Source organism: Thermosipho atlanticus DSM 15807, assembly GCF_900129985.1.
In the GTDB taxonomy this organism is placed as follows: Bacteria; Thermotogota; Thermotogae; order Thermotogales; family Fervidobacteriaceae; genus Thermosipho_A; species Thermosipho_A atlanticus.
In genome coordinates this window covers 226,771-252,771 of sequence record NZ_FQXN01000003.1, presented here as the reverse complement: position 1 = coordinate 252,771, position 26,001 = coordinate 226,771, and the positions used below count along the sequence as shown (strand labels likewise).

Below are 26,001 nucleotides of genomic sequence, written 5' to 3'. Positions count from 1 at the left end.
ATGGTTATAACTGTTGGTCTCATTGGCAATCCAAATGTTGGAAAAACAAGCATATTCAATCGTTTAGTGGGGGCACGACAATATGTAGCTAATTGGCCTGGTGTTACCGTTTCAAAAATTGAAGGTGCTACAACTTGGAAGAATGATACACTTCATGTTATTGATTTACCTGGAACTTATTCATTAACTTCGCAAAGTACTGATGAAAAAATTACAAGAGATTTTTTATTTTTTTCCCCACCAAATGTTACTGTTGTCATCGCCGATTCCATTAATCCTGAACAAAGTTTCTATTTGTTAATCGAAGCCCTTGAACTCAATTCTAATGCAATATTAGCAATGAATTCTATTGATGAGGCAAAAAAATTAGGTATAAAAATAAATAAATTTGAACTTCAAAAACACTTTGGAATTCCTGTTGTTTTCACTTCTGCTAAAACTGGTGAGGGAATCGATGAATTAAAAGATTTAATTGTCGAAGTTGCAAAAGGTAAACATAGCAAAAAAGTTATTTTCAATTATGAAGAATTCGAAAATATTATTCTAGAAATTGAAAAACAAATTCCAAATAATATGTATTCTAATAAACGATTTGCTGCAATAAAATTTCTAGAAAATGATAAAGATATCAGAGAAAAATTACTACCAATAATTAAAATTGAAAAAGATATTCTTGAAAAAGCTCAATCATCCATACCAAGTATCCGTTATTCACACGTTGAAAATATAATTAAAGAGGCGTATTCTGGTAAGTCATTAAATATTCAAAGAAATATTAATGAGAAAATCGATCATATTTTTACCCATAAATATTTAGGTATTCCAATACTTTTATTAATTATGTACCTTGTTTTTAAATTTACTTTTGATACCGTACAACCATTAGCAGACCTATTAGATATAGCGTTTTCTAATCTAAGTACTTTTATAAAATCATTTGGTGAAAACACATTTACCTCTTTAATTGCTGATGGTGTAATCGGAGGAGTTGGTGGAATATTAGTCTTTATCCCAAACATTTTTGCATTATTCTTTGCTTTAGGAATTTTGGAAGAATCTGGTTACTTACCCAGGGCAGCTTTTGTTGTTGATAGAGTAATGTATAAAATGAAATTATCTGGTCGCTCCTTTATGTCACTCTTGCTAGGTTTTGGATGTAATGTCCCTTCAATAATGAGCACAAGGGGACTACCAGATGAAAAAGAAAGATTAGGGACTATTTTAGCCTCACCTTTCATTTCTTGTAGTGCAAGATTGCCTGTTTATATTCTCATTACAAGTATATTCTTTAATAAATACAAAAGTGAAGTTTTGTTTTCAATATACATAATTAGTATTTTAATTACAGCCATTACAGCGTATTTAGTTAACAGATTATTTTTTAAAGGAGAAGATGTTCCATTAGTTATGGAATTACCAAGATATAGAATACCAACTTTTAGAAATATTGTAATTTACATGTGGAACAAAGGTAGTCACTTTATTAAAAAAGCCGGGACAATTATATTTGCTGCAAGTATTGTGGTTTGGTTTCTATCATACTTTCCTTCAAAAGGACAAATTGAAACAAGTTACGCGGCATATTTGGGTAAATTCATTGAGCCAATTTTAAAACCTTTAGGTTTCAACTGGCAAATTGGAACAGCACTGTTTTTTGGAGGAGTTGCCAAGGAAGTAATTGTATCAACATTGTCAATGCTTTATGGATTTGCTGAACAAGATATTATCACTGCAAAGACTGTACTTTCAAATTCATTATCTAGTGTTTCAGCATACGCTTTATTAATTTTCATCCTTTTATACATTCCATGTTTTGCAACTTTAGCTTCCATAAAGTCGGAAACTGGAAGATGGAAATGGGTTATGTTTTCAGTGTTCTATAGTCTAACCATTGCATATGTATTTTCTTTACTTGTCGTAACAGTAGGAAATCTTATCTTTTAAAAATATTACAAAATCTTGAAATAAGGGATTTTTGTGTTAAAATATACTTGATATAAATAATAAGGGAGGGAGCTAAATGAAAAAATATACAAAGTCTCATGAATGGGTAGACACTGAAACTGGACTAGTTGGAATTACCAATCACGCTCAAGAAGAACTGGGGGATATTGTTTATGTAGATTTACCAGAGACAGGCACAGAAGTAAATAAAGGTGATGTTCTTTTATCAATTGAAAGTGTTAAAGCTGCTTCTGATGTTTATGCACCAGTTTCTGGAAAAATAGTTGAAATAAATTCCGAACTTGATTCATCACCAGAATTAGTTAATGAAGATGCCGAAGGAAAAGGTTGGCTTGTCAAAATTGAATTTTCAAATCCTTCAGAATTAGAAGAACTTTTGAGTGAAGAAGAATATAAAAAATTTTTAGAAAGCGAAGGTGAGTAAAATGCTTTCTGTTACGGCATATTCTACTTTGATGTTTATTGTAAATATTGTTTTAGGTGCTGTTCTTGCACTAGGAATCATTCAACAAGGTAAATCTACTTTTGGTATTGCCAGTGTTACTGCGTGGATATTTTTTGTTATTTCACTTTCTTTCTTTATTTCAGGTGGATTTTCACATTTCTTTTCACAACTTGGTATCTCACTTTCACCAATAATTTACGCTCTTATTGGAATTTTTTCAATTATTGAACTTAAACTTTTGGGTAATTTACAAGTTCGCCAGGGTATGAGACTTGCAATATTATTTTCTTTGATTTTTATTGCTTTCTTAATAATCGACTTTTTCGTAGTTAAAAATGCAACACTTATTTCTCTCTTTTCAATTGGTTGGGCTTATATTATAACTTTGATTGTCGGAATTAAAAATAGAAACATTAAATAATTTTTCTAATAAATAGCCTTTGGTGGGGGAAACTCCCCACTTTTTATTTTTTAGGTGATAAATTATGCTTGAAAAAAAATTAATAGAAAAAGTCTCAAATAAACCTGGAGTATATTTATTTAAAAGAAATAAAGAATACATTTATATTGGAAAAGCCAAAAATTTGAAAAAACGTCTGGCTTCTCACTTTAATTTGAAAGAAGAAAAAAGTAAATTAATTATTAATGAGGCAACAAGTTTAGAAACAATCATCGTCACAAATGAAAAGGAAGCACTCTTATTAGAAGCAACATTAATAAATAAATATCAACCAAAATACAATGTAATGTTGAAGGGAAATGAATTTTATCCTTACATTAGAATTTCCAATGATAAATTTCCATATATTGAAGTTGTAAGAAGCAGGAAAAAAGACGGTATTTATTTTGGACCATATACTAACATAAGATTTACAAAAGTTCTTGTAGAAATTCTTCAAAAAATATTAAAATTTAGAACTTGTAAAAAAGAATTATCAAAAATCAAAAAACCATGTATACTCTTTCATTTAAATACATGTACAGCTCCATGTATAGAAAATATTGATAAAAAATCTTATCAAACTAGTATTTCAAAACTTTATTCAATTCTTAAAGGGGACTTCGATTTTGTAAGAAATTTTATAAGAGATAAAATGGAACATCATGCAAAAATGTTAGATTTCGAAAATGCAATTAAATATAGAGACCTACTTTACTCTTTTGAAAAGCTTTTGAATTCTCAGGGGGTTATTTTAAGTGATAAGCGTAATGTTGATTATATTGCTTTTGATCATAATATATTTGTAATTTTGAAAGTTAGAGGTGGTGTTCTAATTTCAAAATTAATTTATGAAGGTGATTTTGATATCGAAGAATTTCTTTATCATTTTTATTATGGAATTTCAAGTGAAAGACCCGATAGAATAGTAATTGACAACAAACTTTCATTTGATTTTGACATTACAATTTCAACACCTATTGATTCAGATGATGAAGGGCTTTTAAAAATTGCTTATGAAAATTTACTTGATAAAATTTACAATAATGCTTTTGATATTGAAACTCTTAAAGAACTAAAAGAATTATTAAAACTAAAAAAAATCCCAAAACTAATTGAAGGAACTGATATTTCACATCGCAGCGGAAAATATACTGTAGCTTCTTTAATAGTCTTTGAAAATGGAAAACCAAGAAAAGATTTATATAGAAAATATAAATTGGGGAATATCTTAGATGATTTTAAAAGTATAAAACTGCTGATCAAAAAAAGATATACCAAACACAAACTACCTGATCTCTTTTTCGTTGATGGTGGACGTGGACAAGTTAACGCTGCTTTAGAAGCCTTCAAAGAATTAGGATTTTCTCCTGTAGTTGTTGGACTTGCAAAAGAAAATGAAATAATTATTACAAAGGAAAAAGAATTTGTTCTACCCTTTGAACATCCGATTTTGAGAATGTTTGTTAAAATCAGAGATGAAACTCACAGAGTCGCAAATGCGTTTAGTAATAATTTATATTTAAAAAATTATCGCACAAAAATTTTAGATGAAATTCCTGGAATAGGACCAAAACGTAAAAAACTCTTATTAAAAAACTACGGTTCTATTGAAAATATTAAAAATGCACCTCTTGAAGAACTGGAAAAATTAATTGGTAAAAAACTTGCCAAACGTTTAAAAGAAGAATTATAGCTAATTAAATTTATTTATTTGTCTTTTGATAAATAATTGATGTAATATACAGTATTGAAACATTTTTTACAACTGTTATAATAGTATTGACATATTGAAAAATATATTTAGGAGGTGTTACAGTTGACGGCTTATATTATTCGTAGACTTCTGTTACTCCCACTAATACTTTTTGGAGTAACACTGATAATTTTTAGCTTTACTGAAGTACTTGGTCCCGAGAAACTTCTGTCAGCATATGTAAATCCAAATGTTTTTGACAAACTTTCAAATGAAGAATTAGACAAATTAATTGAAAAATATGGACTCAATGATCCTATGTGGACAAGATATTTTAAATGGATCAGTGGTGTCTTTAGAGGCGATCTTGGCTGGTCAGTTACTGCAAAAGAACCAGTTGCTAAAGCTATAAAGGAAAGGATACCATATACTATTGAATTGGCGCTTTATGCCATGATTCCTGTTATAGGAGTTGGAATATGGCTCGGAGTAGCTGCCGCAGTTAAAAGAGATAAATTTTTAGATCATTTTATTAGAATTTTTGCTATTGTAGGATGGTCGTTACCTGACTTTGTTTTCGGTTTGATTGTACTAATGATTTTCTACTCAGTTCTTGGTTGGTTTCCACCCGGTACAATGAGTGGTTGGGCAGAAGAAATTGTAAAATCTCCAGAATTCAAACGTATAACTCATATCCTTTCAATTGATGCACTATTAAACGGTAGACTTGATATATTTTGGGATGCTCTCAGACATCTAATCGGACCAATTCTAACAATTTCATGGCTTTGGTGGGCTTATTTGCTTAGAATTACACGTTCAAGCATGTTAGAAGTTTTGGGAAAAGAATATGTTAGAACTGCAAGAGCAAAAGGTGTTCCAGAAAAAGATGTTATAAATAAACATGCAAGGAAAAACGCAATGATCCCAGTAGTTACTGTTGCTGGTGCAATGGTAATTGGACTTCTTTCTGGTACAGTAATTGTTGAAGTTATTTTCAATAGAATTGGTATGGGAAGATTTACTGCACAAGCTGCAACACAATTAGATTATGCTGCTGTTCTTGGAAGTGTTCTTTTCTATTCGACAGTTTTAATATTAGGGAATTTAATTATAGATATTTTATATGCAGCTATAGATCCAAGAATAAGACTCGGTTAAGGAGGTGTAGTGGATGAATACTGAGTTTAAAAGAACATTAAGAAAGTTATTTAAAAACCCATCTGCAATTTTAGGATTTTCGCTATTGTTATTTTTCATTTTAGTCGCAGTATTTGCACCTTTGATTGCTCCACCAATCAACCCTATGTTTCCTGACGAAAATGGTAATCCTATGAAATTGGATAATCCATACATTATGCCTATATTATCTTGGAGTTCTGATCCAGTGCCTCCAAGTAAAGATCATCCGTTTGGAATGATAGCTGGTAGAGATATTTTCTACGGAGTAGTTTGGGGCACTAGGACAGCCTTTAAAATAGGTTTAATTGTTGTTTCTGCGTCAACTTTAATTGGTATAATTATTGGTTCTATTGCTGGATATTTTGGAGGTTGGATCGATGAAGTTTTAATGAGGCTTACTGACGTTTTTCTTTCAATCCCGTTTCTCCTTGCCGCAATGGTTTTAACCACAATTCTTGGAAGTGGACTCGATAAAGTAATGATTGCGATGATTATCTTTGGATGGATGGCTACTGCAAGATTGATCAGAGCAAATATCTTACAAGTTAAAGAAGAACAATTTGTACTTGCAGCTAAAGCACTTGGAATTAGAAACTTTATTATAATTATAAGACACATTTTACCAAACACTATTTTTCCTGTTTTAGTTCAAGCAACTATGAGGCTCGGATCACTTGTTATAACAGCAGCAGCACTATCGTTCCTAGGATTAGGTGCACCTATTGGATATGCCGATTGGGGTTCCATGCTCAACTATACTCGAAATTATATTTTAGGAGCAAGTGGACAGGCACTTGCATATTGGTACACAGTTTTTTATCCAGGTATGGCAATGGTCCTCTTTGTGCTTTCGTGGAATCTTGTCGGCGATGCCCTTAGAGATGTCTTTGATCCGAAATTGAAATAAAGGAGTGATTGAGTTGGAGAAGAAACCATTATTAGAAGTTAAAAATCTAAAGACATATTTTTATACAGAAGATGGAATAGTGAAAGCAGTTGATGGGGTTGATTTTGAAGTTTATCCTGGTGAAACTTTAGGAATCGTTGGTGAATCTGGTAGTGGAAAAAGTGTTACATCACTCTCAATTTTAAGATTATTAGATCCAAATGGTGAAATTTTAAAAGATTCACAAATAATTTTTGAAGGAAAAAATTTATTAGAACTTTCAGAAGATGAAATGAGAAAAATTAGAGGAAATGACATTGCAATGATTTTCCAAGAACCAATGGTGGCACTTAACCCTGTTTTTACAATTGGAGAACAAATAATAGAGGCCATTATGTTACACCAAGATGTTAGTAAAACTGAAGCTAGAAAAATGGCTATTGAAATGCTTAAAAAAGTTGGAATTCCTGAGCCAGAAAAGCGTGTTGATGAATATCCACATGAATTATCCGGTGGTATGCGACAAAGAGCAATGATCGCAATGGCTTTATCATGCCGCCCTAAGCTACTAATCGCCGATGAACCTACAACAGCTTTAGATGTTACAATTCAGGCGCAAATTCTTGAATTGATGAGAGAACTTCAAAAAGAATATGGAATGGCAATTATACTCATCACTCACGATGTAGGTGTAATTGCCGAAAATGCAGATAGAGTTGTTGTTATGTATGGTGGAATGGTAATGGAAACAGCTGATGTTAAAGAATTATTCAAAGAAATGAGACATCCGTATACTTGGGGACTACTAAACTCAATTCCAAGACTTGACATTGAACAAGACAGATTGTATAACATCCCGGGGATTGTACCAGATCCATTACATTTTCCACCAGGTTGTAGATTTAATACAAGATGTGAATTTGCTGACGAAAGATGTAAAAAAGAAATACCACCTTTATACGAGATATCAAAAGGACATTATTCTAGATGTTTCTATTACAAAAAAGTCGAGGAACTCCAGAAACTTAAAAAGGCTGGTGAAAGTGCATGAGCGAAAAAAAAGTACTTGTAAAAGTTGATAATCTTGTTAAACATTTCCCTATTAGAGCCGGAGTCTTTAAGAGAATAGTAGCATGGGTTAGAGCTGTTGACGATATAAGCTTTGAAATTTACGAAGGTGAAACTTTAGGAATGGTTGGAGAATCTGGTTGTGGGAAGACAACCGCAGGTATGACGTTATTAAGACTTTATGAACCAACTTCTGGAAGAATAATTGTTGACAATGAAGATACAACCTTCTACTTTATGCCCCGTTTTAAAGCAAAACAATATCTTAAAAAAACCTATATCAGAAAATTCAAAACTGAAAATCCTGAAACATTCACAGGTATTGATAAAAAATATTACGAAATATATAAAGATTCTGGTGAAAAAGGATTTTATGACGTATTATTATCAAATTTAAATGAAAAAAGATCTGAATTTAGGAAAACAATGCAAATTGTTTTCCAAGATCCTTATAGTTCATTAAATCCAAGAATTAGAATAAAAACAATTGTTTCTGAAGGACCAGTAATGCACAAAGTAATCAAAAAATCAGAAATAATTGAAAAAGTAAAATCTGCTCTTGAAGAAGTTGGAATTCACGGGGATCATATGTACAGATTTCCACATCAATTTTCTGGAGGACAAAGGCAAAGAATCGGAATTGCAAGAGCACTTTTAATGAATCCAAAATTAATAGTTGCAGATGAAGCAGTTGCTGCTTTGGACGTTTCTATCAGATCACAAGTAATAAACTTGATGCTTGATTTGCAAAAGAAACATAATCTAACTTATCTTTTTATATCTCACGACCTTTCAGTTATCAAATATATCTCAGATAGAATTATTGTTATGTATTTGGGAAAAATCGTCGAAGATGCATCTAAGAAAGATTTATTCGATGAACCATTGCATCCATATACTCGCGCATTAATGAGTGCAATACCTGTTCCAAATCCTGAATACAAAAAGAAAAGAATTATACTTAAAGGTGATGTGCCAAGTCCTGTTAATCCACCGTCAGGATGTAGATTCCATCCTAGATGTCCAGTGGCAAAAGAAATCTGTGCAAAAGAAGAACCTCAATTAAGAGAAATTACTCCCGGACATAAGGTGGCTTGTCACTTTCCTGGTTCTCTAAAGTAATTTAAACTCACATTTTAAAGGGCCCATTTGGGCCCTTTATTTTTTTTCTATATCTCCAATTTTCCCGCATTTTGTTCAATATTTTTCCAATAATTGCAAATACATTCAAAAATCTCCTTTTTTTACCAAATGAATTTTCATATATAATCTCTACAAAAGGAGGATGAAAAAATGAAAATTTATGAAATTGTTCCAGTTGCATTGGGGAAGAAATTACCAGACGTATTAATTAAAAATGCAAACTTGGTTAACGTTTTCTCAGGAAAAATTGAAAGAACCAATATTGCACTATTTAAAAAACGAATTGCAGGAATAGGAAATGAATATAACGATGGAAAAGAGGTTATTGATCTGAAAGGTGCATATATCTTACCGGGTTTAATAGACGCTCATGTTCATATTGAAAGTTCAATATTATCACCTGTTGAATTTGCTAAGTCAATTTTACCATTCGGTACAACTACTATAATTGCTGATCCTCACGAAATTGCCAATGTTTTGGGAGTTGAAGGAATAGAATATATGATTAAATCAACTGAAGGAATTCCTTTGAACGTTTATTTTGCTATTCCTTCTGCTGTTCCTGCCACGAAGTTTGAAACATCCGGGTCAACCCTTGGCCCCGAAGATATGGTCAGCCTGGTAGATAAATATCCTTTTCGTATCATTGCACTTGGTGAGGTCATGAATTTTCCAGGTGTCTTAAATTGTGATAGAGAATTAATTGCTAAAATTGAAATTTTAAGGCATAAATATAAAAAGATTGATGGTCATGCTCCTGGACTATCTGGAAAGGAACTTAATGCATACATTGACGCCTTTGTAAGATCAGATCATGAATGTGAAACTGCTAATGAAGCATTAGAAAAACTTTCTAAAGGAATGCAAATTTTTATTCGTGAAGGAACAGCAGCAAGAAATCTAGATTCCTTATTACCTGCGGTCGATATAATTAATCATCATTTCTTTTCTTTCTGTACCGATGACAGAGATCCTTTAGATATTCAAAAAAGAGGTCATATTAATGGTATTGTAAAAACAGCAATAAGTAAAGGAATTGATCCTATTATTGCTATTAGAATGGCGACAATAAATACCGCACGTTACTTTAATTTACGAAGTATGGGAGCAATAGCTCCAGGTTACAAAGCCGACTTTGTTGTAGTTGATGATCTAAAGAATTTTAATGTTTTGTACGTTATAAAAGACTCAAAAATAGTTGCTCAAGATGGTAACCTAGTTGTAAAAATTTCTAGCATTTACAAAAATGTTCCCGAAACAATTGGTGCGATTAATATTGTACCTCCAGAAAAAATCAATTTAAAAGTTAGAGATATGAATAAAAAAATTAGGGTAATCCATTTGAAAAAAGGTACTTTATTAACAGATGAACTTCATATTGAACCAAAAGTAAAAAATGGGTATATTGTATGTGATCCAATAAATGATATTTCTAAAATAGTTGTTATTGATAGACACAAGGCAAGTGGATATAGTATCGGTTTTGTAAAAGGACTAAATATTAAACAAGGCGCAATTGCAACTACAATTGGACATGATTCTCATAATCTTGCAGTTGTTGGAAACAATGATGAAGATATTCTGCTAGCAATTAAAAGAATTCAGGAAATAAAAGGTGGAATAGTTGCTGTGCAAAATGGTAATATTCTTTCTGAAATGCCATTACCAATTGCTGGATTAATGTCTGATAAACCATTAAAAGAAGTAATTAAAGAAGTAAATCATCTTAAAGATGCGATTGAAAAACTTGGAACAAGTGAAGATATTTTAATGCATATCCATTTCTTGCAACTTGCTGTTATTCCAAAGTTGAAAATTACGGATAAAGGTTTGATTGACATTTCACAACAAAAAATTCTTAGCTTATACTTAGAGTAAAGGAGGGACAACGTGAAAGTAATAGGAAAAAAAGTTCAAAGGATAGACGGTCTTCAAAAAGCATACGGAAGTGCAAAATACGCTTCAGATTATTATTTTCACAACATGTTGTATGCAAGTGTAGTATATGCAAATGTTCCTCATGGAATACTGAAAAGCATTGATACATCAAAAGCGTATGAGCTTCCAGGTGTTGTATATGTAGCAACTTACAAAGATGTTCCAGGTTCAAATAAATTTGGACACATCATTAAAGATATGAATTTTTTGGTACCTGTTGGTGACAAAATTCGATTTGAAGGTGATGTAATTGCATTGATTGCGGCAGAATCAAAAGAAATTGCTGAACAAGCTGCAAAACTCGTTGAGTTTGAAATTGAAGAACTTCCACCTGTTTTAACTATTGACGACGCAATTAAAGACCAGGTAATTGTAAATGGAAGCTCTAATATCGGTTTTCATCGAAAAATTAGAAGAGGAGATATCAATGAAGCTTTTAGTAACGCAGATTTAGTTATTGAGATGGAATTTGAAACAGGTTATCAAGAACATGCATACCTTGAACCACAAGGTGCAGTAGCATATTATACTCCAGACAACATTTTAGAAATATATGTCAGTGCTCAATGTCCATTTTATGTTCATGAAGATGTTGCAAATATTTTAAACATTCCATTAAACAAAATAAACGTTATCCAGACAGAAACTGGCGGAGGGTTCGGGGGAAAAGAAGATGTTCCATCATATATTGCATCTAAACCTGCTCTTTTATCCTATCTCACCAGAAGACCTGTAAAATTAATTTATACACGTGAAATGGATATTAAAGAAACAAGTAAAAGACACCCCAGTAAATCGTATTACAAGGTTGCTTTTAAAAAAGATGGAACAATTTTAGGGGTAAAATCTAGTACTTATTTAGACATGGGCGCATATTCAACTCTTTCGCCTATAGTAATGTATCGTACCACAGTACATTCATGCAGTACATACAAAGTTCCCAATGTTCACGTAGATGTATATGGAGTATATACTAATAAAGTACCTTGTGGCGCTTTTCGTGGTTTTGGATCACCCCAAGTCTTATTTGCAATGGAATCAGTAATTGATGAAGCTGCTAAAAAACTGGGAATTGACCCATACGAAATCAGATTAAAAAATACTCTTGACATAGGAGATGAAACAGCAACCGGTCATAAATTAACTCAATCTGTTGGCGCAAAGAAAACTTTACAGAAAGTCTTCACAATGTCAAATTATTCGGAATTAAAGAGAAAAGTTGAAGAATTTAACAAAAACAATAAATATAAAAAGCGTGGACTAGGCTGGTCACATATCTTCTACGGTGTAAGTCTAGGTTCTGGTGGGCAACATTTAGACGGAGCAAGTGCTGAAGTTTTAGTACATCCAGATGGTACAATAAACATTATGATTGGAAATACCGAAATGGGCCAAGGTGCAAAAACTACAATGGCTATCATTGCTTCAGAGATTCTTGGACAACATGTTGATAAAATTACTGTACTACAACCGCAAACCTTAGTAATACAAGATAGTGGTCCAACTGTTGCATCAAGAACAACCTTTTTCAGTGGAAATGCTGTTAAAATCGCAACTGAAAAAATCAGAAATAATATTATTGAATTTTTAACTGACTTTTATGGTGTTGGAAAAACTGAGATAAAATTTGCTGATGGAAAAGTTTACATAAGAGATAAAATAATTTCTTTTGATGAAGTTGCAGAATTATGTAACAAACACAACGTCAAATTATCAGAAGTCGGTTGGTATAAGTCACCAAAATTGCATTTTGATCAAGAAAATGGAGTTGGTGAGGCTTATATTACTTATACTTTCAGTACTCAACTTTCTTTGGTAGAGGTCGATCTTTTAACTGGAAAAATTGACCTTAAAGAAGCGTGGGTATGTCATGACATTGGTAAGGTTATTAACTATGATGGAGCTGTTGGGCAAGTTCACGGCGGAGTCATTCAAGGTATGGGATATGCAATAATGGAAGAAATTAAACAAGAAAACGGAAAAATTTTAACAGATAATTTCAATAATTATATTATTCCTTCAATTAAAGATATTCCAGAAAAAATACATGTTGATTTTGTCGAAGATGAATTTTCTGAAGGTCCATTTGGGGCAAAAGGTCTGGGAGAACCTTCTTTAATGAGTTCTCCACCATCAATTGCAAATGCCGTCTCAAATGCTATAAACAAAAGAATTAATAGAATACCCATTTCTATGGAAGATATAATCAAAATTCAAACGGGAGGGAAAAGTGATGAATAAAAAAGTGCCTGTATTAGGTCCAACTTTTGAGGAAATGCTTCACCCTGAAAAAATTGATCCAAAGATTAGGAAAAGAGCCATTGAAATGAAGAAAAAAGATCCAATGCATCCGGTAAATCTATTTAATATTACTTGGAAGAATGAAAATGATGATTATTACTACTTTGTAATGCCTAAAGAATTAACTGGAGTAAAAGCAAATATAATTGTACTTTATGCAAAAGAATTTCCATCTGGAAGCCACAAAGTTGGAGCAACTTATTCAGTGTTAGCTGAAAAAACTGTTAATGGAGAAGTTGATCCACTTAAGCACACATTAGTCTGGCCGTCAACAGGAAATTACGGAATTGGTGGTGCTTGGGTATCTTCAAGAATGAATTATAAATCAATTGTTTTACTTCCAGAATTAATGAGTAAAGAAAGATTTGAATTAATTAAAAAATATGGTTCTGAAGTAATTGCAACTCCTGGATGTGAGTCAAACGTAAAAGAAATATACGATAAAGCCAAAGAACTATATAGCAAAGATCCTGAACATGTAAGAATTTTGAACCAATTTGAAGAGTTTGGAAACTATAGATTCCATTATTATGTAACTGGAAACACTATGATTGAACTAGTTAAAGAAAAGAAAATTGGAAATCAAAGAATTTCTGCAGTTGTTTTAGGTGTTGGATCTGCTGGTACTATTGCATCCGGAGATAGAGTGAAGCAGGAATTTCCTGAAGCAAAAGTTGTAACTGTTGAACCTTTACAATGTCCAACAATTGCATTAAATGGTTATGGTGGTCATGATATTCAAGGTATTGGTGATAAACACGTAACTTGGATTCATAACGTTATGAACAATGATGCTGTCGTCCTAGTTGATGATATGGATTCAAAGAAAATGTTACAAGTTTTAAGCGATCCTGAAGGTATTAAATTCCTTAAAGAATTTGTTCCAAGTGATGCTGTTGATTTTATTTCAGATAAATTTGGAATTTCCGGTGTTGCAAATTTAATAGGTGCTATTAAAATGGCAAAATTCTATGATTTTGGTAGTGATGATAATATATTCATTGTCGCAACTGACTCAATTGAAAGATATAGATCTGTTATGGAAGAACTAACTAAACAATTTGGAAAGTTAGACAGAAGTGAAGCAAAATCAAGAACTGAAAGAATTCTTTTATATCAAGAACCATCATGGATCTTTGAAGGAGATAAATTTAGCCGAGAAAGATGGCACAACTTAAAATATTATACTTGGGTTGAACAACAAGGAAAAACTGTTGAAGAGTTAAATGCACAAAAGTCTCAAGAATATTGGGAAAAACAACAAGAAAAAGTGAAAGATACAAATCAAAAAATTCTTGATTATCGTAAAAAACATGAAGAAATATTGATGGATATTTACTTCTCTGATTGAGGTGAGAATATGACCAAATTATTCAAAAATATCTCTTTTCTATATACTTTTGATGATGAACTAGGAGATATAGAAAATGGATATATTTTAGTTGAAGACAACGTCATTAAAGAAGTGGGAAAAAATTGGGAAAATATTACTGCAGATGAAGTGTATGATATGGATGGATATATGATAATCCCCGGTTTTGTAAATACCCATCATCATCTTTATCAATCGCTCACTAGAGGATTAGCAGCAAATAAAAAACTTTTTGATTGGCTTGTATATCTTTATGAAATCTGGAAATATATTGATGAAGAAGCTGTATATGTAAGTACAATAATTGCTACATATGAGATGATTAAAACTGGTGTTACAACTACAACTGATCATCTTTATTTATATCCTTTTGGAAATAATAATATATTTTATGCCGAAATCGAAGCCGCAAAAAAAATTGGAATAAGATTTCACCCAACACGCGGAAGTATGTCTCTTAGCAGGAAAGATGGTGGGTTACCACCTGATACCGTAGTTCAAAAGGATGACGAAATTTTGGAAGAAAGCGTAAATGTTATCAAAAAATTTCATGATCCTTCAAAATACTCAATGATTAGAATAGCACTTGCACCATGCTCTCCTTTCTCGGTAACTCCATACTTAATGAAAGAAACCGTTAAAATTGCTGAAAAATATGATGTATTACTCCACACTCATCTTGCCGAAACAAAAGATGAAGAAGAATACTGTTTGGAAAAATTTGGAAAAAGACCAGTTGATTATATGGAAGAACTTGGATGGTTGAATCCTAGAGTATGGTTTGCACATATGGTATGGTTAAATGACAACGATATTGAAAAATTAAAAGAAAATGACGTTGGAATGGCCCATTGTCCTTCATCAAATATGAGATTAGGCTCTGGAATTGCCCCAGTAACAAAATTAAAGGACAAAATAAGAATTGGATTAGCAGTTGATGGAAGTGCTAGTAACGATACCAACAACATGATTTTAGAAGTTAGAAATACTTTGCTTCTTCAAAGAGTAAAATTTGGTTCAGATGCAATTACTGTACGTGAAGCTTTAAACTTTGGTACCATCGGTGGTGCAAAAGTACTAAGAATGGATGATTATATTGGTAAAATTTCACCTAACATGGCTGCAGATTTTATTGGCTTCAAACTTGATAAACCTGAATTTGCTGGAGCATTACATGAGCCAATAAATGCAATAGTATTATGTGATGCAAAACAGGTAGATCTTTCAGTAATTAATGGAAAAATAAAAATATTCGATGGAATATTTACCGACTTTGATATCAAGGAATTTATTCAAAAACATAATGAAATTTCAAAAAGAATAATTAGCAAAGCAATGAACGGATGAAATTGTTTTGTAACAAATTAATATACTTTTGTTTATAATTGCTTAAATGGGATAGAAAGGCTTAAATAAAGGCTTTTCTATCCCTTAATTTTTTATTAGAAAATTTTTTTTGAAATTACCTTATATGATACACTTAGAATGATGAATTTTAAGCGGAGCGGAGAGAAAAAGTGAGAAAATATTCTGATAAGCACATTCCGGTAATGCCTAAGGAAGTTGTTAATTATTTGTTATGGAAAGAAAATGGAATATATGTTGATTGTACAGTGGGTGAGGGTGGTCATGCACGATTATTAGCTGAATCTTCACCTAATGTTTTTGTTATTGGTATTGACATTGATTCAGAAGTACTACAAATAGCCGAGAAAAACTTATCTCATTTTGAGAATATTGCCCTCTTTAAATCCTCTTATACAGACCTTCCTGTTGTTTTAAAATTAATGAATATAAACAAAGTCTCAGGTATATTGATTGATCTAGGAATTTCAACCTTCCAATTAATGGGAGAAGGGAGAGGTTTTACATTTAATAAAGATGAACCTCTTGATATGAGAATGAACCTTGAACAAACTAAAACTGCCCATGAAGTCGTTAATCAATATTCTGAGGAAAAACTTGCAAATATCATCTTTCAATACGGCGAAGAAAGATTCTCAAGAAGAATTGCCAAAAAAATTGTTGAAAATAGACCAATTAATACTACTTTAGAACTTGTAGAAGTTATTAAACGTGCTTTACCATATAATGAAATTAAAAAAAGGAAAAGGCATTTCGCCACAAAAACATTTCAAGCAATAAGGATTGAAGTTAATTCTGAACTTGAAAATATTAAAAAATTTTTGGAAATAGCTCCAGATTTTCTTGAACAAAACGGAAGATTGGCAGTAATAAGTTTTCATTCATTAGAAGATAGATTGGTTAAACACTTTTTTAGGAATGATCCCAGAATAAAGCAAATTGCTGGCCCAATTCGACCAAGCGAAAGTGAGATAAAGTCCAATCCAAGGTCAAGAAGTGCAAAATTGAGAATAGCGGAGCGAATTTAAAAAGGGGGGGAAGTCAAATGGCTGTTAGTGTTCAAGCGAAGCGGAAACGAACATTAAGTTATAAAATAACTCACGTATTAAGTATGACACTCAAACTAACACTACCTGTGGTTTTATTTCTAACAATTTTCTTATTATCTTCTTTCTATTCTCAGCAAAATCTCAAATTATTGAATCAAAAAAAGTTTTTTGAAAATCAAATTATTGAAATTCATCGTAAATTAGTTGATTTAGACAAAAATATTGAAAGTCTAATGATAGGTTCTGAAATTATTAAATGATGAAAAAAAATCCTAGAGTTTATTTTGGAATTTTTATTTTTAGCTTTTTTCTTTTAATTGTAATGCTAAAGTTATTTTCTTTAAATGAATTAAAAAGTGATAAAATTTTTACAAAGGAAATACCTGCATTAAGAGGTAATATTTTTGATTGTAATAATCAAATTTTAGCAACAAGTTATCCTTATTATGTTGCATATCTTGATGTTGAATTCCTAAAAAAATATTTCCAACCTTCTTACGAAATTGATTTAAAAATTCTAGCAAAAAATTTTAATCTAAAAATAAATTTTAAACAAAAATTTATAAAACTTGGTGAAGCATTTGACAAAGAAATATTACAAAATAAAATTCCACCTGATCTTCTTCCGTTTGTTAGTTTTAATATTTTAGAAAAAAGAAATTCGATAAAAAATTTTGGATTTGAAAATATAATAGGTATTTACAGGGACGGAAAGGGTATTTCCGGTGTTGAAAAATATTTTGATAGTTATTTAGATAATAAAAGTAACGGAAAAATCAAAATCAAGTATTCAGGTTTTTTCACATCTAATGCTACTATCTCATCTTACATTCCACCAAAAAATGGAAATTCAATAAAACTCACAATAGATTCTAGATTTCAAACTGCTTTATACGATCTTGCATTGTTTGAAAAAGAGAAATACTCAGCTGACGCTGTTGGAATTATTGTAATGGAAACAAACACAGGAAAAATTAAAAGCTTAATTACAACACGAAATTGGCCAGATTTTATTATGGGTTATATAGAACCTGGTTCAGCAATTAAACCCGTTTTTTACGCAGCTGCATTAGACCTAGGTGTGATCACCGATGACGCTACCTTCATTTGCAATGGTTATATTAAACCTGATCCTTCACTTGATATCAAAATTTCTGATATACATACTCATGGTTTGATTGATTTTTATGATGCAATTGCTAAATCATGCAATGTCGCCGCTGTGAAAACTGCAAAATTATTAGTTGATGATTATGATACAAAAAAACTTTATGAAATATTTAAAACATTTGGGTTTGGTGAAAAAACTGGAATTGAATTACCTGGAGAAATTAAAGGAATCTTAAAAAAAAGCGAAGAGTGGTCTAAAATTGATTGGGCATATCTTCCAATCGGTTATTCCATCGGTGTAACCCCTTTACAATTGATTTCAGCATTTAATTCTGTTGTAAATAATGGAATTTATGTTTCTCCGACAATCATTGAAAATTCTAAACCTAAAACCTATCGTGTTATAACATTAAAAACTTCTCAAATTCTTAAAAAAGCACTTAAAAAAGTTGTAGAAAATGGCACAGGAATTCTTGCAAAAATTCCAAACTTAACAATTTATGGGAAGACTGGAACTGCAGAAAAAAAACCTGGTACCAATGAATACATCATGACCTTTGAAGGTTTTTTTGAATATAAAAAACAAAAATTTACTATTCTAGTATGGGTGGATAATCCAAAAGGATATGAACTCTCAAGCTTTGTTTCTGCACCAATTTTTAAGGATGTTGTAAAAACAATAGTTGATATAATCAACAAAAAGAAAAAAAAGGCTGAAGTTATTACACCTGGTGTTGTTCCTAATTTGTTAGGCTGGAATTTATACCAACTCGGAAAAATTGACAAAGTTTTTGATATAAAAATTAAAGGTGTAGGATTATATGTAATTGATCAAAATCCTACACCTAATACAATTTCAAACGAAATTCAAGTAACGCTAGGATTTTAAAATTCAATTAATAATTTTATTTTTTCTAACGTTTTTGTACCGATACCTTTTACACTTAATAAATCTTCATAAGTATTAAATGGTCCGTGTTGCTCTCTGTATTTTATTATTTCTAGTGCTTTTACTTTTCCTATTCCTGGCAACTCCTCAAGCTGTTCCTTTTCCGCAGTATTAACATTGACTTTTTTAATTTCTTTTGAAGCCTCTTTCTGAAAAGTAGTGTTTTCTACTTTGATTCTTTCCTTTATTTTTTCATAAATTGAATTACCAATTCCTGATACTTTCATAATTTCTTCTTTACTTTTAAATGTTCCATTTTCCTCGCGATAATTAATTATAGCTTTTGCTTTTGCCGGACCAATTCCCGATAACGAAATTAATTCTTCATAACCTGCTTTATTAATATCAATTACTTGGCTTCCATAGTTTCTTTTTACACTAGTATTTTGCTGAATTTCATTTTTAAAAAATTTCTCTTGGAAAATTGTTCCACTTAAAATAATAAAAATTACAATAACCACAACTACTGGTAATTTATCTTTTACTTTCTCTATGAACAGTCTCATATAATCTCACCTTAATAGAAAGCTCGCATAGCCAACAGTATATGAATAATCCCCTGTCGCTTCTGCACTTGTAGTATGTTCAATTAATTGTATCTTTTCGAACATACCAACTAATATCGAAATTGGGCCAATTCCACAAGCAGAAATATTGTGTAATTTCACAATTTCAAAGATCCCTTCTATGTCCCTGTTTAATATTTGTTTAATTAATAATAAGTCCTTTTCTCGAGTAACTTTATCATTTTCAAAATGATTCAAATCTGAAGATGCTACAAATAAAACCTTTTCAACATATATACTCATTAATTTTTCAATAATTTGAATGCTGTTTTCCAGACTTTGAAAATTATAGACCACAGGAACCATTCTAAAATCACCAAAGAAATATTTTAAAATTGGTAAAAGAACTTCTATAGAGTGCTCATAGAAATGTGCTGTATAATCAACCTTAAATAGATTAGAATTATCAACTAATCTACTTGCGAAATCTTCATCTATTTCTATCTCACCCAATGGTGTTTCCCAATATCCATGATCCCATACTGAGCAAATTCCCTCACCATATCCTGTGTGATTTGTCCCAAATATAACTATTGTTTTTGGTTTTCCAATATTTCTTGCCTTTTCAACGGCTTTAATTGCTGTTTTTCCACTAAAAATATATCCAGCATGGGGAAGTATTAATCCCAACCTTTTAAAATATCCTTCACTATATTCAGCATTCCCATTTGTATGTTGTTTTATAAACTTTATCAAATCTTCTTCTTTCTCAGGATAAAATTTCCCCGAAAAAATTGCTTTTCTAACCACTTGCTACTTCACTACCTTTGCCGTTATAAATATTATAAGATTTCTTTTAGTAAATTTCTCCACTTGTCTGCTAAAGAACTTACCAATAATAGGCAAGTCACCCAAAATTGGTAATTTATTTGTTGAAACAATTTTCTCATCTCTTGTAAGTCCGCCTATAATCAAAGTTTGACCATCCTTTAATGTCAAAGTTGAAGTAAATTCCCTTGTTCTTTCAACAGGTAATTTTGAAATTGACGTTGCACCTAATTCCCAATCAAATGTACTAACTTCTATCCTTAACTTTAAATCAATTGTATCGTCAGCATTAATAAACGGTGTGATTTCTAATATAACACCTGACTGTAAATATTGAATTGTTTCATTTCCTTCTGCATCAGTTAAAATTATCGGTAATTTATCACCAATTACTATATTTGCAGTTTCCCCGCTTTTCGCTACAACATTTGGATTAGCCACAACATTTGAATTTGCAAGACTTTTAGAAAGACTACTATTTGTCAAATCTAAAGATGAATTTCCAGAATTCAATATTTTTTCGGCAATTTTTTCAAATGACAAATCACTTAATGCAAGGTTTATATTCAAACCACCACTTGAAATTTCACCTAGACCTGTACTTAATTTACCAAGATCAATTTCTATGTTATCACTCATATCTTCGTCAATTACTCTTACTTCAATCGCTGCTAATTTTACCTCCATTAAGTTATTTATGTAATCTTTTATCTCTGCCGCGTTTTTGGCACTTATTCCCGTGGCAATAACCATGCCACTTTCAGTGTCTACAAATGACTGCCCACCATAAAAACTCACAAGCTCTTTCACCTTTTCTGAACCCCTTGGTACGCTAAAAACAAACATATTAGTATTCTGTGTAGCATCCACTGTAGCTTTTTCAAAGAAATAAATATCTTCTTTTTGATTAACTGAAATATTATAATTGTTCAATATGTTTATAAAGTTATCAAAAGTAATGTTTTTAGCATAAATATTTGATTGGATATCAATATTTTTCGAAATAATTGCTGAATATCCTATTTTTTTCATTACTTCTTTGATTAACTCATCCATTGGCACATCTTCAGCATCAATTGAAAACAATCCATTACTATACTCGACCAACGCTTTGTATTTCGGTGCACCTTCTACCGTTCCTCCTATTACCTTTGGCTTTATAAATACAACCTGGCCTTCTTTAACTATATCAACTTTTTCTTTAATAACATTTTCGAAATCTTCCAATGTGGCATTATCCAACTTCAATGTTAATTTCTCATCAACTCCATCAATAATGATTGAAAACCCTAAATCACTATATACAGTCTTGGCTACATCTGTTAGAGGAGCATCAACAACATCGATAAAAATTTTCCCATCTGAAATATAAATATTTTTAGCATTTTCGTTAGAAACATAGTATATGCCATTTTCTTCCTTTAAAACAATCCCAAATTTTTCTAAAACTTTAACAAATTTTTCAAAAGTAACACCATTTAAATTTAATGAAACTTGTTTATCTAAATATTCTTTAAAAACAATTGCTTTATTTAATTTTTTAAATACCAAATCTATAAGGCTATCAATTTGATAATCTTTAACATCAACATATATCAGGCCATTTTCAACATAGATATCCTTATTTTGTTCCATTTCTGTTTTTTCACTTTCACTTATCATGTTTATTTGATTAATAATATCATCAATATAAATTTTTGGACCTTTAAAATAAACTTTATTTCCTATACTTATTACGCTCACTTCATCTCCATACAAGAAATTAACTAATTCTTTAATTTTTTCAAAATCTAAATTAGTTTCAATTTTCGTCACATATGTTTTTGAAATTAAATTGTCAATTATTTCTTCAGCTTTATTTATTGATTCTTCGGTTCCATAAAGAATCGTCTTATTTTGATAGGTATAAATTTGCAAGTCTGCAACTTCCGATAAAACATTTTTCAACTGTTCAGTTGCACTCAAATTCAAAATTTTTATCTTTGATTTTACCTTCTGTTGTTCAATTGATTGAACAAATTGTATAGCTTTTTCTATTGCCTCACTTTTACCCTTCATATATAAATATCTAATTCCAGGGAAGTAAATTGAATCAATATTATAAATTTCTTTTAAAATCTTAACAATCTCATCTGAATTTTCCAGGGTAATTTCTAATAACTTGGTAACTTCTTTTATTTCATCTTCTCTTCTTGCATAATTTGTAATAAAATTAATTGCTTGGTCAACTTTGATTCCCTTTAATAAATAACCGTTTTGCAAATCAAGTACATCAACATCATATAATTCTTTTACTAAAGTTTTTAATGACTCATCTATCACAAATCCATCAATGAACTGAATTTTCTTACCGAATTCTTGTCTAATGTTATCAACAGCATTTTTAAAACTTTCAAGTTCATCTTTATTTATTTCAAATATCGCGTATTCCTTTGTATAGTAGGTTGGAGTAGCATTTAGTAAAACTTCAAATACTTCTATATTTGGATCAGTCGGCAACAAATTCAATGTATAATTTACTATATTCTCTTTTTCTTTTTGCTTTTGTTCAGCAGAAACTTTTAAATTATATTCTTTAACAAATTTCAGGACTTCATCAATTACTTTTTCCTTTCCTTCTATTAATAATCCATTTTCATCTTCACTTAAAATCTTAATATCAAAATCACTAATCAAATTCCTTTCTACTTTGACCTTTATTGTTTTTGTTGAAGCAATATCAATAAACTGTAAAAATCTGTTATATTTTTCCTCAGTAACAAACAACGTCACAAATACTTTACCGTTATTTTCTGTAACTTTACTGTTTTCGGCAGAAATATTCAAATAATCTAATGCATTTTTTACAGTATCAAAATAAACATCTTCCAAAACCAATCTATACGGGTTTCCAATTACTCTATCTTTATTCATTTCCAGAACTAACGGTGTATACTTTTTAGGAACTTCTACATATTCGCCTATTAAATTATTTTTAATTCCTAAATTATCAAGAATAGTCTTTATCCTCTCAGGATAACCCACTTTTATTTTTTCTAGATTCATTTCATCTACCATTTCTTCAGTTTTTAAAATAGAAATATAGTATCCTACCATATTAGCAACTTCATTATCAGAATAAATAGCAACCTGTTTTAAACTTTTTAAAATTACAAATTTAAATTCGTAAATTTGCATAATATTATTTAAAAATTCTTGAAGTGTATTTTCATCAACTAAATAAGAAAAGTAATGCCAACTTTCGGTTGGAGTAAGAGAAATAGCATCAGCAATCATTCTGTGTTCTCTAACTCCACCATATACAAAAATTTTAGCTTTATCTTTTAGATAATGTATAAAAGTTCCTGAACCTAAGAGAGTTTTTATTTTATCTACATTTACCTTCCCATCATAAACATACCAGTACCTTGCAAAATTTTTACTTATTTCTTCTGGAGTACCTAAAAATAACTTCTTATCAGGTGTAAAAGCATAACTAATATCAGGATTGTTCAAAAGAAACTGTCTAAATGCTTCTTCAATAGTAGCGTTTGATACATCAAGATTCACAGTCATGTTTCTAACACTTTCATAAAGAGAAACATCTACTCCTATTGTACTTGACAGTTCCCTTGCTACAACATCAAGTGGAGCATTAATAAAAGAATAATCAACAGTTTTATCAGAAATGCTAAGAGGCATTTCAATAAAAATTTTATTATTCAAAACATACCAATTAAGTTTTGTAGGTAAAAGCATAAATAAAAATACATTTATTCCTTCAGAAGTATTAATAATTTGTATACCCTCTAATGGTCCTTTCGAAACAGGCAAAAACGAATTTGAAGAAACATAATTTTCTGATAATTCTAAGTAATAAACAGTTTGAGATTCATTCCAACCAAAATTTACTTCTGTAGGTTGCGCTTCATGGTCAAGTTCAACTAAAACAACCAATTTTTCCTCTTCAACGTAATAAGTGATATTTACGACTTTTGAAAAAACAGCCACAACAAATAAAACCAGCATTAAAAAAATTAGGTATTTTTTCATGATTCAAACCCCCCAATAGTGTTTGAAATTATTAACTTTATTGTACCTTCAAACGTATCCAAAACAACTAAATGTGCTTTCGAAATACTTAAAACATAGTAACGTTGAGAAATTAAATCTTTAATATTATATTTGATAATTTTTCCATTCTCAACAATATATACTTCTTTCCTATTATCATAAGAATAAAAACCCAAATATCTAAGCTCATTAACTATTTGATAGTCCCCACTTTTCACATCGTTAAAATTTATATTAAGAAAATACGGTTCAAAAAATGAAACATTTCCCACAGGTTCAAACATATATGTTATATCCTTTATACTAGTTACTCTTACATTTGTTTTCGTACTTGTTATCACTGAATTCGATTTATTTAAAAAAACTAATATTACAAAAATTATTACAAAAATTATTATTACAAAAATCAATATCAGTAATAATTTTTTATTCATTTAAATCACCAACCTTAACAAAAAAGCTTACAAGAACTTTATCAGGCTTTTCAAATACAAAAGGAAATTTTGTCCTAACATTCATCCGAAGGCTATCAATTTTTAATGACCTTGAGTTCAAAATTATCTTGAGTATATTTTCTACCACTGTTTTTTCAAATACACCTTCAATGGTATTTCCATTATTATAATAGTTTTCCAAATCTTTCTTAACTTTTTCATCTTCAATTTCCTGCTTTATAGTTTTTAACTCCTCGTTCAAATAATCACGTTTTAAAATTAAAGCGTTCAGTTCTATAATATCACTTTTTAATTTTTCAATGAAATCTTTTTGAATTATAAATAAATTGTATAATCCAAACAAGATACTTAAGCTAAAAACTAACATAACAATAAAAAAAGCAACTCTCCTATTCAATTTCATAAACTTCCCTCCAAAACGTATTCATATACCTTAAAATCCTTATAAAGATTTTTTGTTGAAACTAGTTCTATTTTAAAATCTTTATATACTGCAGATAATTTCTTTCGAAGATTTTCAAGATCCATATACTGGTTTCTTGAAAATTCATAAAATTTTACAAAAAAACTCTTTGATGTTATTTCAATATTCTCAACGAAAAAGTTAGTTCTATACTTTTTAAAAGTTTCATCAAGCTCATTAAACAAAATTTGCAAAAAATATTTTGATCTCAAAACATCATTAAAATAGTTGCGATATTTATTTATTTCATTTGAAATTTCAAATATTTTGCTATTAAAATTATTCATTTCACTTTTTATAAGTTTCGGAGTATTTTTTAAATCAAAAAATTCAATTACATTCAAAATTTTAGGATATTCCACCGCTATTTTACTAACTTCCCATTGATTCCAGATATATGAATAAAACATCATAGAAATAAATGGTACTAAAGCAATTAACAAATATATTATAAATTTTTTTAAAGATATCACTTGAACCTTATCAGTGTACAAATTTAACTTTTCCAAATTCAATCCCCCCTCTTATAAGCAGCCCTGTACAACCTAAATAAGAAAAATCATCAATGGGGAAGCTTAAAATTGGCCTTAAGTATTTTTTATTCAATATTTCACCCAATGTGTAATTTTCTTCAATTAATTCATTTAATAACACAGAATCAGTTAATATTGTTATTCCATTTAATAAATCTGTTGTAATTTGTCCCTCTGTTGAATTCACTGAAATTAAAATTTCCCTCTCAATCTCAGAAATCAAATCAATTACTAAAGGCTTTAAAAACAGTTTGA

At 30.4% G+C, this 26,001-nt stretch carries 22 protein-coding genes; 15 read left to right on the top strand and 7 right to left on the bottom strand.

Annotated features, from left to right (window positions below; all coding sequences use genetic code 11):
- From feoB to BUB65_RS05180, 15 genes are all read left to right on the top strand, one after another.
- A complete protein-coding gene (gene feoB, locus BUB65_RS05250) occupies positions 1-1,944 on the top strand; it encodes a ferrous iron transport protein B (protein ID WP_073072957.1) in 1,944 nt (647 codons plus the stop codon).
- A 76-nt stretch (positions 1,945-2,020) separates the two neighbouring features.
- The gene (gcvH, locus tag BUB65_RS05245) at positions 2,021-2,389 is read left to right on the top strand and encodes a glycine cleavage system protein GcvH (RefSeq protein WP_073072956.1); all 369 of its coding nucleotides are present in this window, start codon (positions 2,021-2,023) and stop codon (positions 2,387-2,389) included.
- A gap of 1 nt (position 2,390) precedes the next feature.
- Positions 2,391-2,831 carry a hypothetical protein gene (locus BUB65_RS05240; protein WP_073072955.1) on the top strand — a complete coding sequence of 147 codons (441 nt, stop codon included), beginning with the start codon at positions 2,391-2,393 and terminating at the stop codon, positions 2,829-2,831.
- Positions 2,832-2,895: 64 nt separating this feature from the next.
- Positions 2,896-4,545 carry an excinuclease ABC subunit UvrC gene (uvrC, locus tag BUB65_RS05235; protein WP_073072954.1) on the top strand — a complete coding sequence of 550 codons (1,650 nt, stop codon included), beginning with the start codon at positions 2,896-2,898 and terminating at the stop codon, positions 4,543-4,545.
- A 123-nt stretch (positions 4,546-4,668) separates the two neighbouring features.
- Positions 4,669-5,706: an ABC transporter permease gene (locus BUB65_RS05230; protein WP_073072953.1), complete on the top strand. Its 1,038-nt coding sequence runs from the start codon at positions 4,669-4,671 to the stop codon at positions 5,704-5,706.
- Positions 5,707-5,719: 13 nt separating this feature from the next.
- A complete protein-coding gene (locus BUB65_RS05225) occupies positions 5,720-6,634 on the top strand; it encodes an ABC transporter permease (protein WP_073072952.1) in 915 nt (304 codons plus the stop codon).
- Positions 6,635-6,647: 13 nt separating this feature from the next.
- Positions 6,648-7,664 (top strand): ABC transporter ATP-binding protein, encoded by a 1,017-nt coding sequence (locus BUB65_RS05220; protein ID WP_073072951.1) that lies wholly within the window; start codon positions 6,648-6,650, stop codon positions 7,662-7,664.
- On the top strand, positions 7,661-8,803 hold the full coding sequence (locus BUB65_RS05215; RefSeq protein WP_073072950.1) for an ABC transporter ATP-binding protein: 1,143 nt from the start codon (positions 7,661-7,663) through the stop codon (positions 8,801-8,803). The genes BUB65_RS05220 and BUB65_RS05215 overlap by 4 nt, the downstream gene beginning before the upstream one ends.
- 171 nt (positions 8,804-8,974) lie before the next feature.
- Positions 8,975-10,702 carry an adenine deaminase gene (gene ade / locus BUB65_RS05210; RefSeq protein ID WP_073072949.1) on the top strand — a complete coding sequence of 576 codons (1,728 nt, stop codon included), beginning with the start codon at positions 8,975-8,977 and terminating at the stop codon, positions 10,700-10,702.
- 12 nt (positions 10,703-10,714) lie between these two features.
- Positions 10,715-13,003: a xanthine dehydrogenase family protein molybdopterin-binding subunit gene (locus BUB65_RS05205; RefSeq protein WP_073072948.1), complete on the top strand. Its 2,289-nt coding sequence runs from the start codon at positions 10,715-10,717 to the stop codon at positions 13,001-13,003.
- On the top strand, positions 12,996-14,414 hold the full coding sequence (locus BUB65_RS05200; protein WP_073072947.1) for a PLP-dependent cysteine synthase family protein: 1,419 nt from the start codon (positions 12,996-12,998) through the stop codon (positions 14,412-14,414). Before BUB65_RS05205 ends, BUB65_RS05200 begins: the two co-directional genes overlap by 8 nt.
- A 9-nt stretch (positions 14,415-14,423) precedes the next feature.
- The gene (locus tag BUB65_RS05195) at positions 14,424-15,782 is read left to right on the top strand and encodes an 8-oxoguanine deaminase (RefSeq protein ID WP_073072946.1); all 1,359 of its coding nucleotides are present in this window, start codon (positions 14,424-14,426) and stop codon (positions 15,780-15,782) included.
- Positions 15,783-15,952: 170 nt separating this feature from the next.
- On the top strand, positions 15,953-16,828 hold the full coding sequence (gene rsmH / locus BUB65_RS05190; RefSeq protein ID WP_073072945.1) for a 16S rRNA (cytosine(1402)-N(4))-methyltransferase RsmH: 876 nt from the start codon (positions 15,953-15,955) through the stop codon (positions 16,826-16,828).
- 17 nt (positions 16,829-16,845) lie between these two features.
- Positions 16,846-17,109 carry a hypothetical protein gene (locus BUB65_RS05185; protein ID WP_073072944.1) on the top strand — a complete coding sequence of 88 codons (264 nt, stop codon included), beginning with the start codon at positions 16,846-16,848 and terminating at the stop codon, positions 17,107-17,109.
- A complete protein-coding gene (locus BUB65_RS05180) occupies positions 17,106-18,848 on the top strand; it encodes a peptidoglycan D,D-transpeptidase FtsI family protein (protein ID WP_234946792.1) in 1,743 nt (580 codons plus the stop codon). The genes BUB65_RS05185 and BUB65_RS05180 overlap by 4 nt, the downstream gene beginning before the upstream one ends.
- Here BUB65_RS05180 and BUB65_RS05175 read toward each other — a convergent pair.
- From BUB65_RS05175 to BUB65_RS05145, 7 genes are read right to left on the bottom strand one after another with little or no spacing between them, the layout of a single operon-like run.
- A complete protein-coding gene (locus tag BUB65_RS05175; RefSeq protein ID WP_073072943.1) occupies positions 18,845-19,414 on the bottom strand; it encodes a ComEA family DNA-binding protein in 570 nt (189 codons plus the stop codon). The genes BUB65_RS05180 and BUB65_RS05175 overlap by 4 nt on opposite strands.
- A gap of 6 nt (positions 19,415-19,420) precedes the next feature.
- Positions 19,421-20,224, bottom strand: coding sequence for an AmmeMemoRadiSam system protein B (amrB, locus tag BUB65_RS05170; RefSeq protein ID WP_073072942.1), 804 nt, complete (start codon positions 20,222-20,224; stop codon positions 19,421-19,423).
- Between the two features lie 3 nt (positions 20,225-20,227).
- A complete protein-coding gene (locus BUB65_RS05165) occupies positions 20,228-24,274 on the bottom strand; it encodes a type II secretion system protein GspD (protein ID WP_073072941.1) in 4,047 nt (1,348 codons plus the stop codon).
- The gene (locus BUB65_RS05160) at positions 24,271-24,729 is read right to left on the bottom strand and encodes an MDR/zinc-dependent alcohol dehydrogenase-like family protein (protein ID WP_084728040.1); all 459 of its coding nucleotides are present in this window, start codon (positions 24,727-24,729) and stop codon (positions 24,271-24,273) included. Before BUB65_RS05160 ends, BUB65_RS05165 begins: the two co-directional genes overlap by 4 nt.
- Positions 24,722-25,153, bottom strand: a complete 432-nt coding sequence (locus tag BUB65_RS05155; RefSeq protein ID WP_073072940.1) for a hypothetical protein — start codon at positions 25,151-25,153, stop codon at positions 24,722-24,724. The genes BUB65_RS05160 and BUB65_RS05155 overlap by 8 nt, the downstream gene beginning before the upstream one ends.
- Positions 25,150-25,722 (bottom strand): hypothetical protein, encoded by a 573-nt coding sequence (locus BUB65_RS05150; RefSeq protein WP_073072939.1) that lies wholly within the window; start codon positions 25,720-25,722, stop codon positions 25,150-25,152. The genes BUB65_RS05155 and BUB65_RS05150 overlap by 4 nt, the downstream gene beginning before the upstream one ends.
- On the bottom strand, positions 25,697-25,933 hold the full coding sequence (locus BUB65_RS05145) for a hypothetical protein (RefSeq protein ID WP_073072938.1): 237 nt from the start codon (positions 25,931-25,933) through the stop codon (positions 25,697-25,699). The genes BUB65_RS05150 and BUB65_RS05145 overlap by 26 nt, the downstream gene beginning before the upstream one ends.
- Between the last annotated feature and the right edge of the window lie 68 nt (positions 25,934-26,001).

Excerpts from the sequence above, each read along its gene's own strand:
- BUB65_RS05160 (WP_084728040.1), bottom strand. The coding sequence starts at position 24,729 with ATGAATAAAAAATTATTACTGATATTGATTTTTGTAATAATAATTTTT.
- BUB65_RS05240 (WP_073072955.1), top strand. The coding sequence starts at position 2,391 with ATGCTTTCTGTTACGGCATATTCTACTTTGATGTTTATTGTAAATATT.
- ade (WP_073072949.1), top strand. The coding sequence starts at position 8,975 with ATGAAAATTTATGAAATTGTTCCAGTTGCATTGGGGAAGAAATTACCA.
- BUB65_RS05155 (WP_073072940.1), bottom strand. The coding sequence starts at position 25,153 with ATGAAATTGAATAGGAGAGTTGCTTTTTTTATTGTTATGTTAGTTTTT.
- BUB65_RS05225 (WP_073072952.1), top strand. The coding sequence starts at position 5,720 with ATGAATACTGAGTTTAAAAGAACATTAAGAAAGTTATTTAAAAACCCA.
- BUB65_RS05185 (WP_073072944.1), top strand. The coding sequence starts at position 16,846 with ATGGCTGTTAGTGTTCAAGCGAAGCGGAAACGAACATTAAGTTATAAA.
- BUB65_RS05215 (WP_073072950.1), top strand. The coding sequence starts at position 7,661 with ATGAGCGAAAAAAAAGTACTTGTAAAAGTTGATAATCTTGTTAAACAT.
- feoB (WP_073072957.1), top strand. The coding sequence starts at position 1 with ATGGTTATAACTGTTGGTCTCATTGGCAATCCAAATGTTGGAAAAACA.
- BUB65_RS05195 (WP_073072946.1), top strand. The coding sequence starts at position 14,424 with ATGACCAAATTATTCAAAAATATCTCTTTTCTATATACTTTTGATGAT.
- BUB65_RS05180 (WP_234946792.1), top strand. The coding sequence starts at position 17,106 with ATGATGAAAAAAAATCCTAGAGTTTATTTTGGAATTTTTATTTTTAGC.
- BUB65_RS05200 (WP_073072947.1), top strand. The coding sequence starts at position 12,996 with ATGAATAAAAAAGTGCCTGTATTAGGTCCAACTTTTGAGGAAATGCTT.
- BUB65_RS05165 (WP_073072941.1), bottom strand. The coding sequence starts at position 24,274 with ATGAAAAAATACCTAATTTTTTTAATGCTGGTTTTATTTGTTGTGGCT.
- uvrC (WP_073072954.1), top strand. The coding sequence starts at position 2,896 with ATGCTTGAAAAAAAATTAATAGAAAAAGTCTCAAATAAACCTGGAGTA.
- gcvH (WP_073072956.1), top strand. The coding sequence starts at position 2,021 with ATGAAAAAATATACAAAGTCTCATGAATGGGTAGACACTGAAACTGGA.
- BUB65_RS05175 (WP_073072943.1), bottom strand. The coding sequence starts at position 19,414 with ATGAGACTGTTCATAGAGAAAGTAAAAGATAAATTACCAGTAGTTGTG.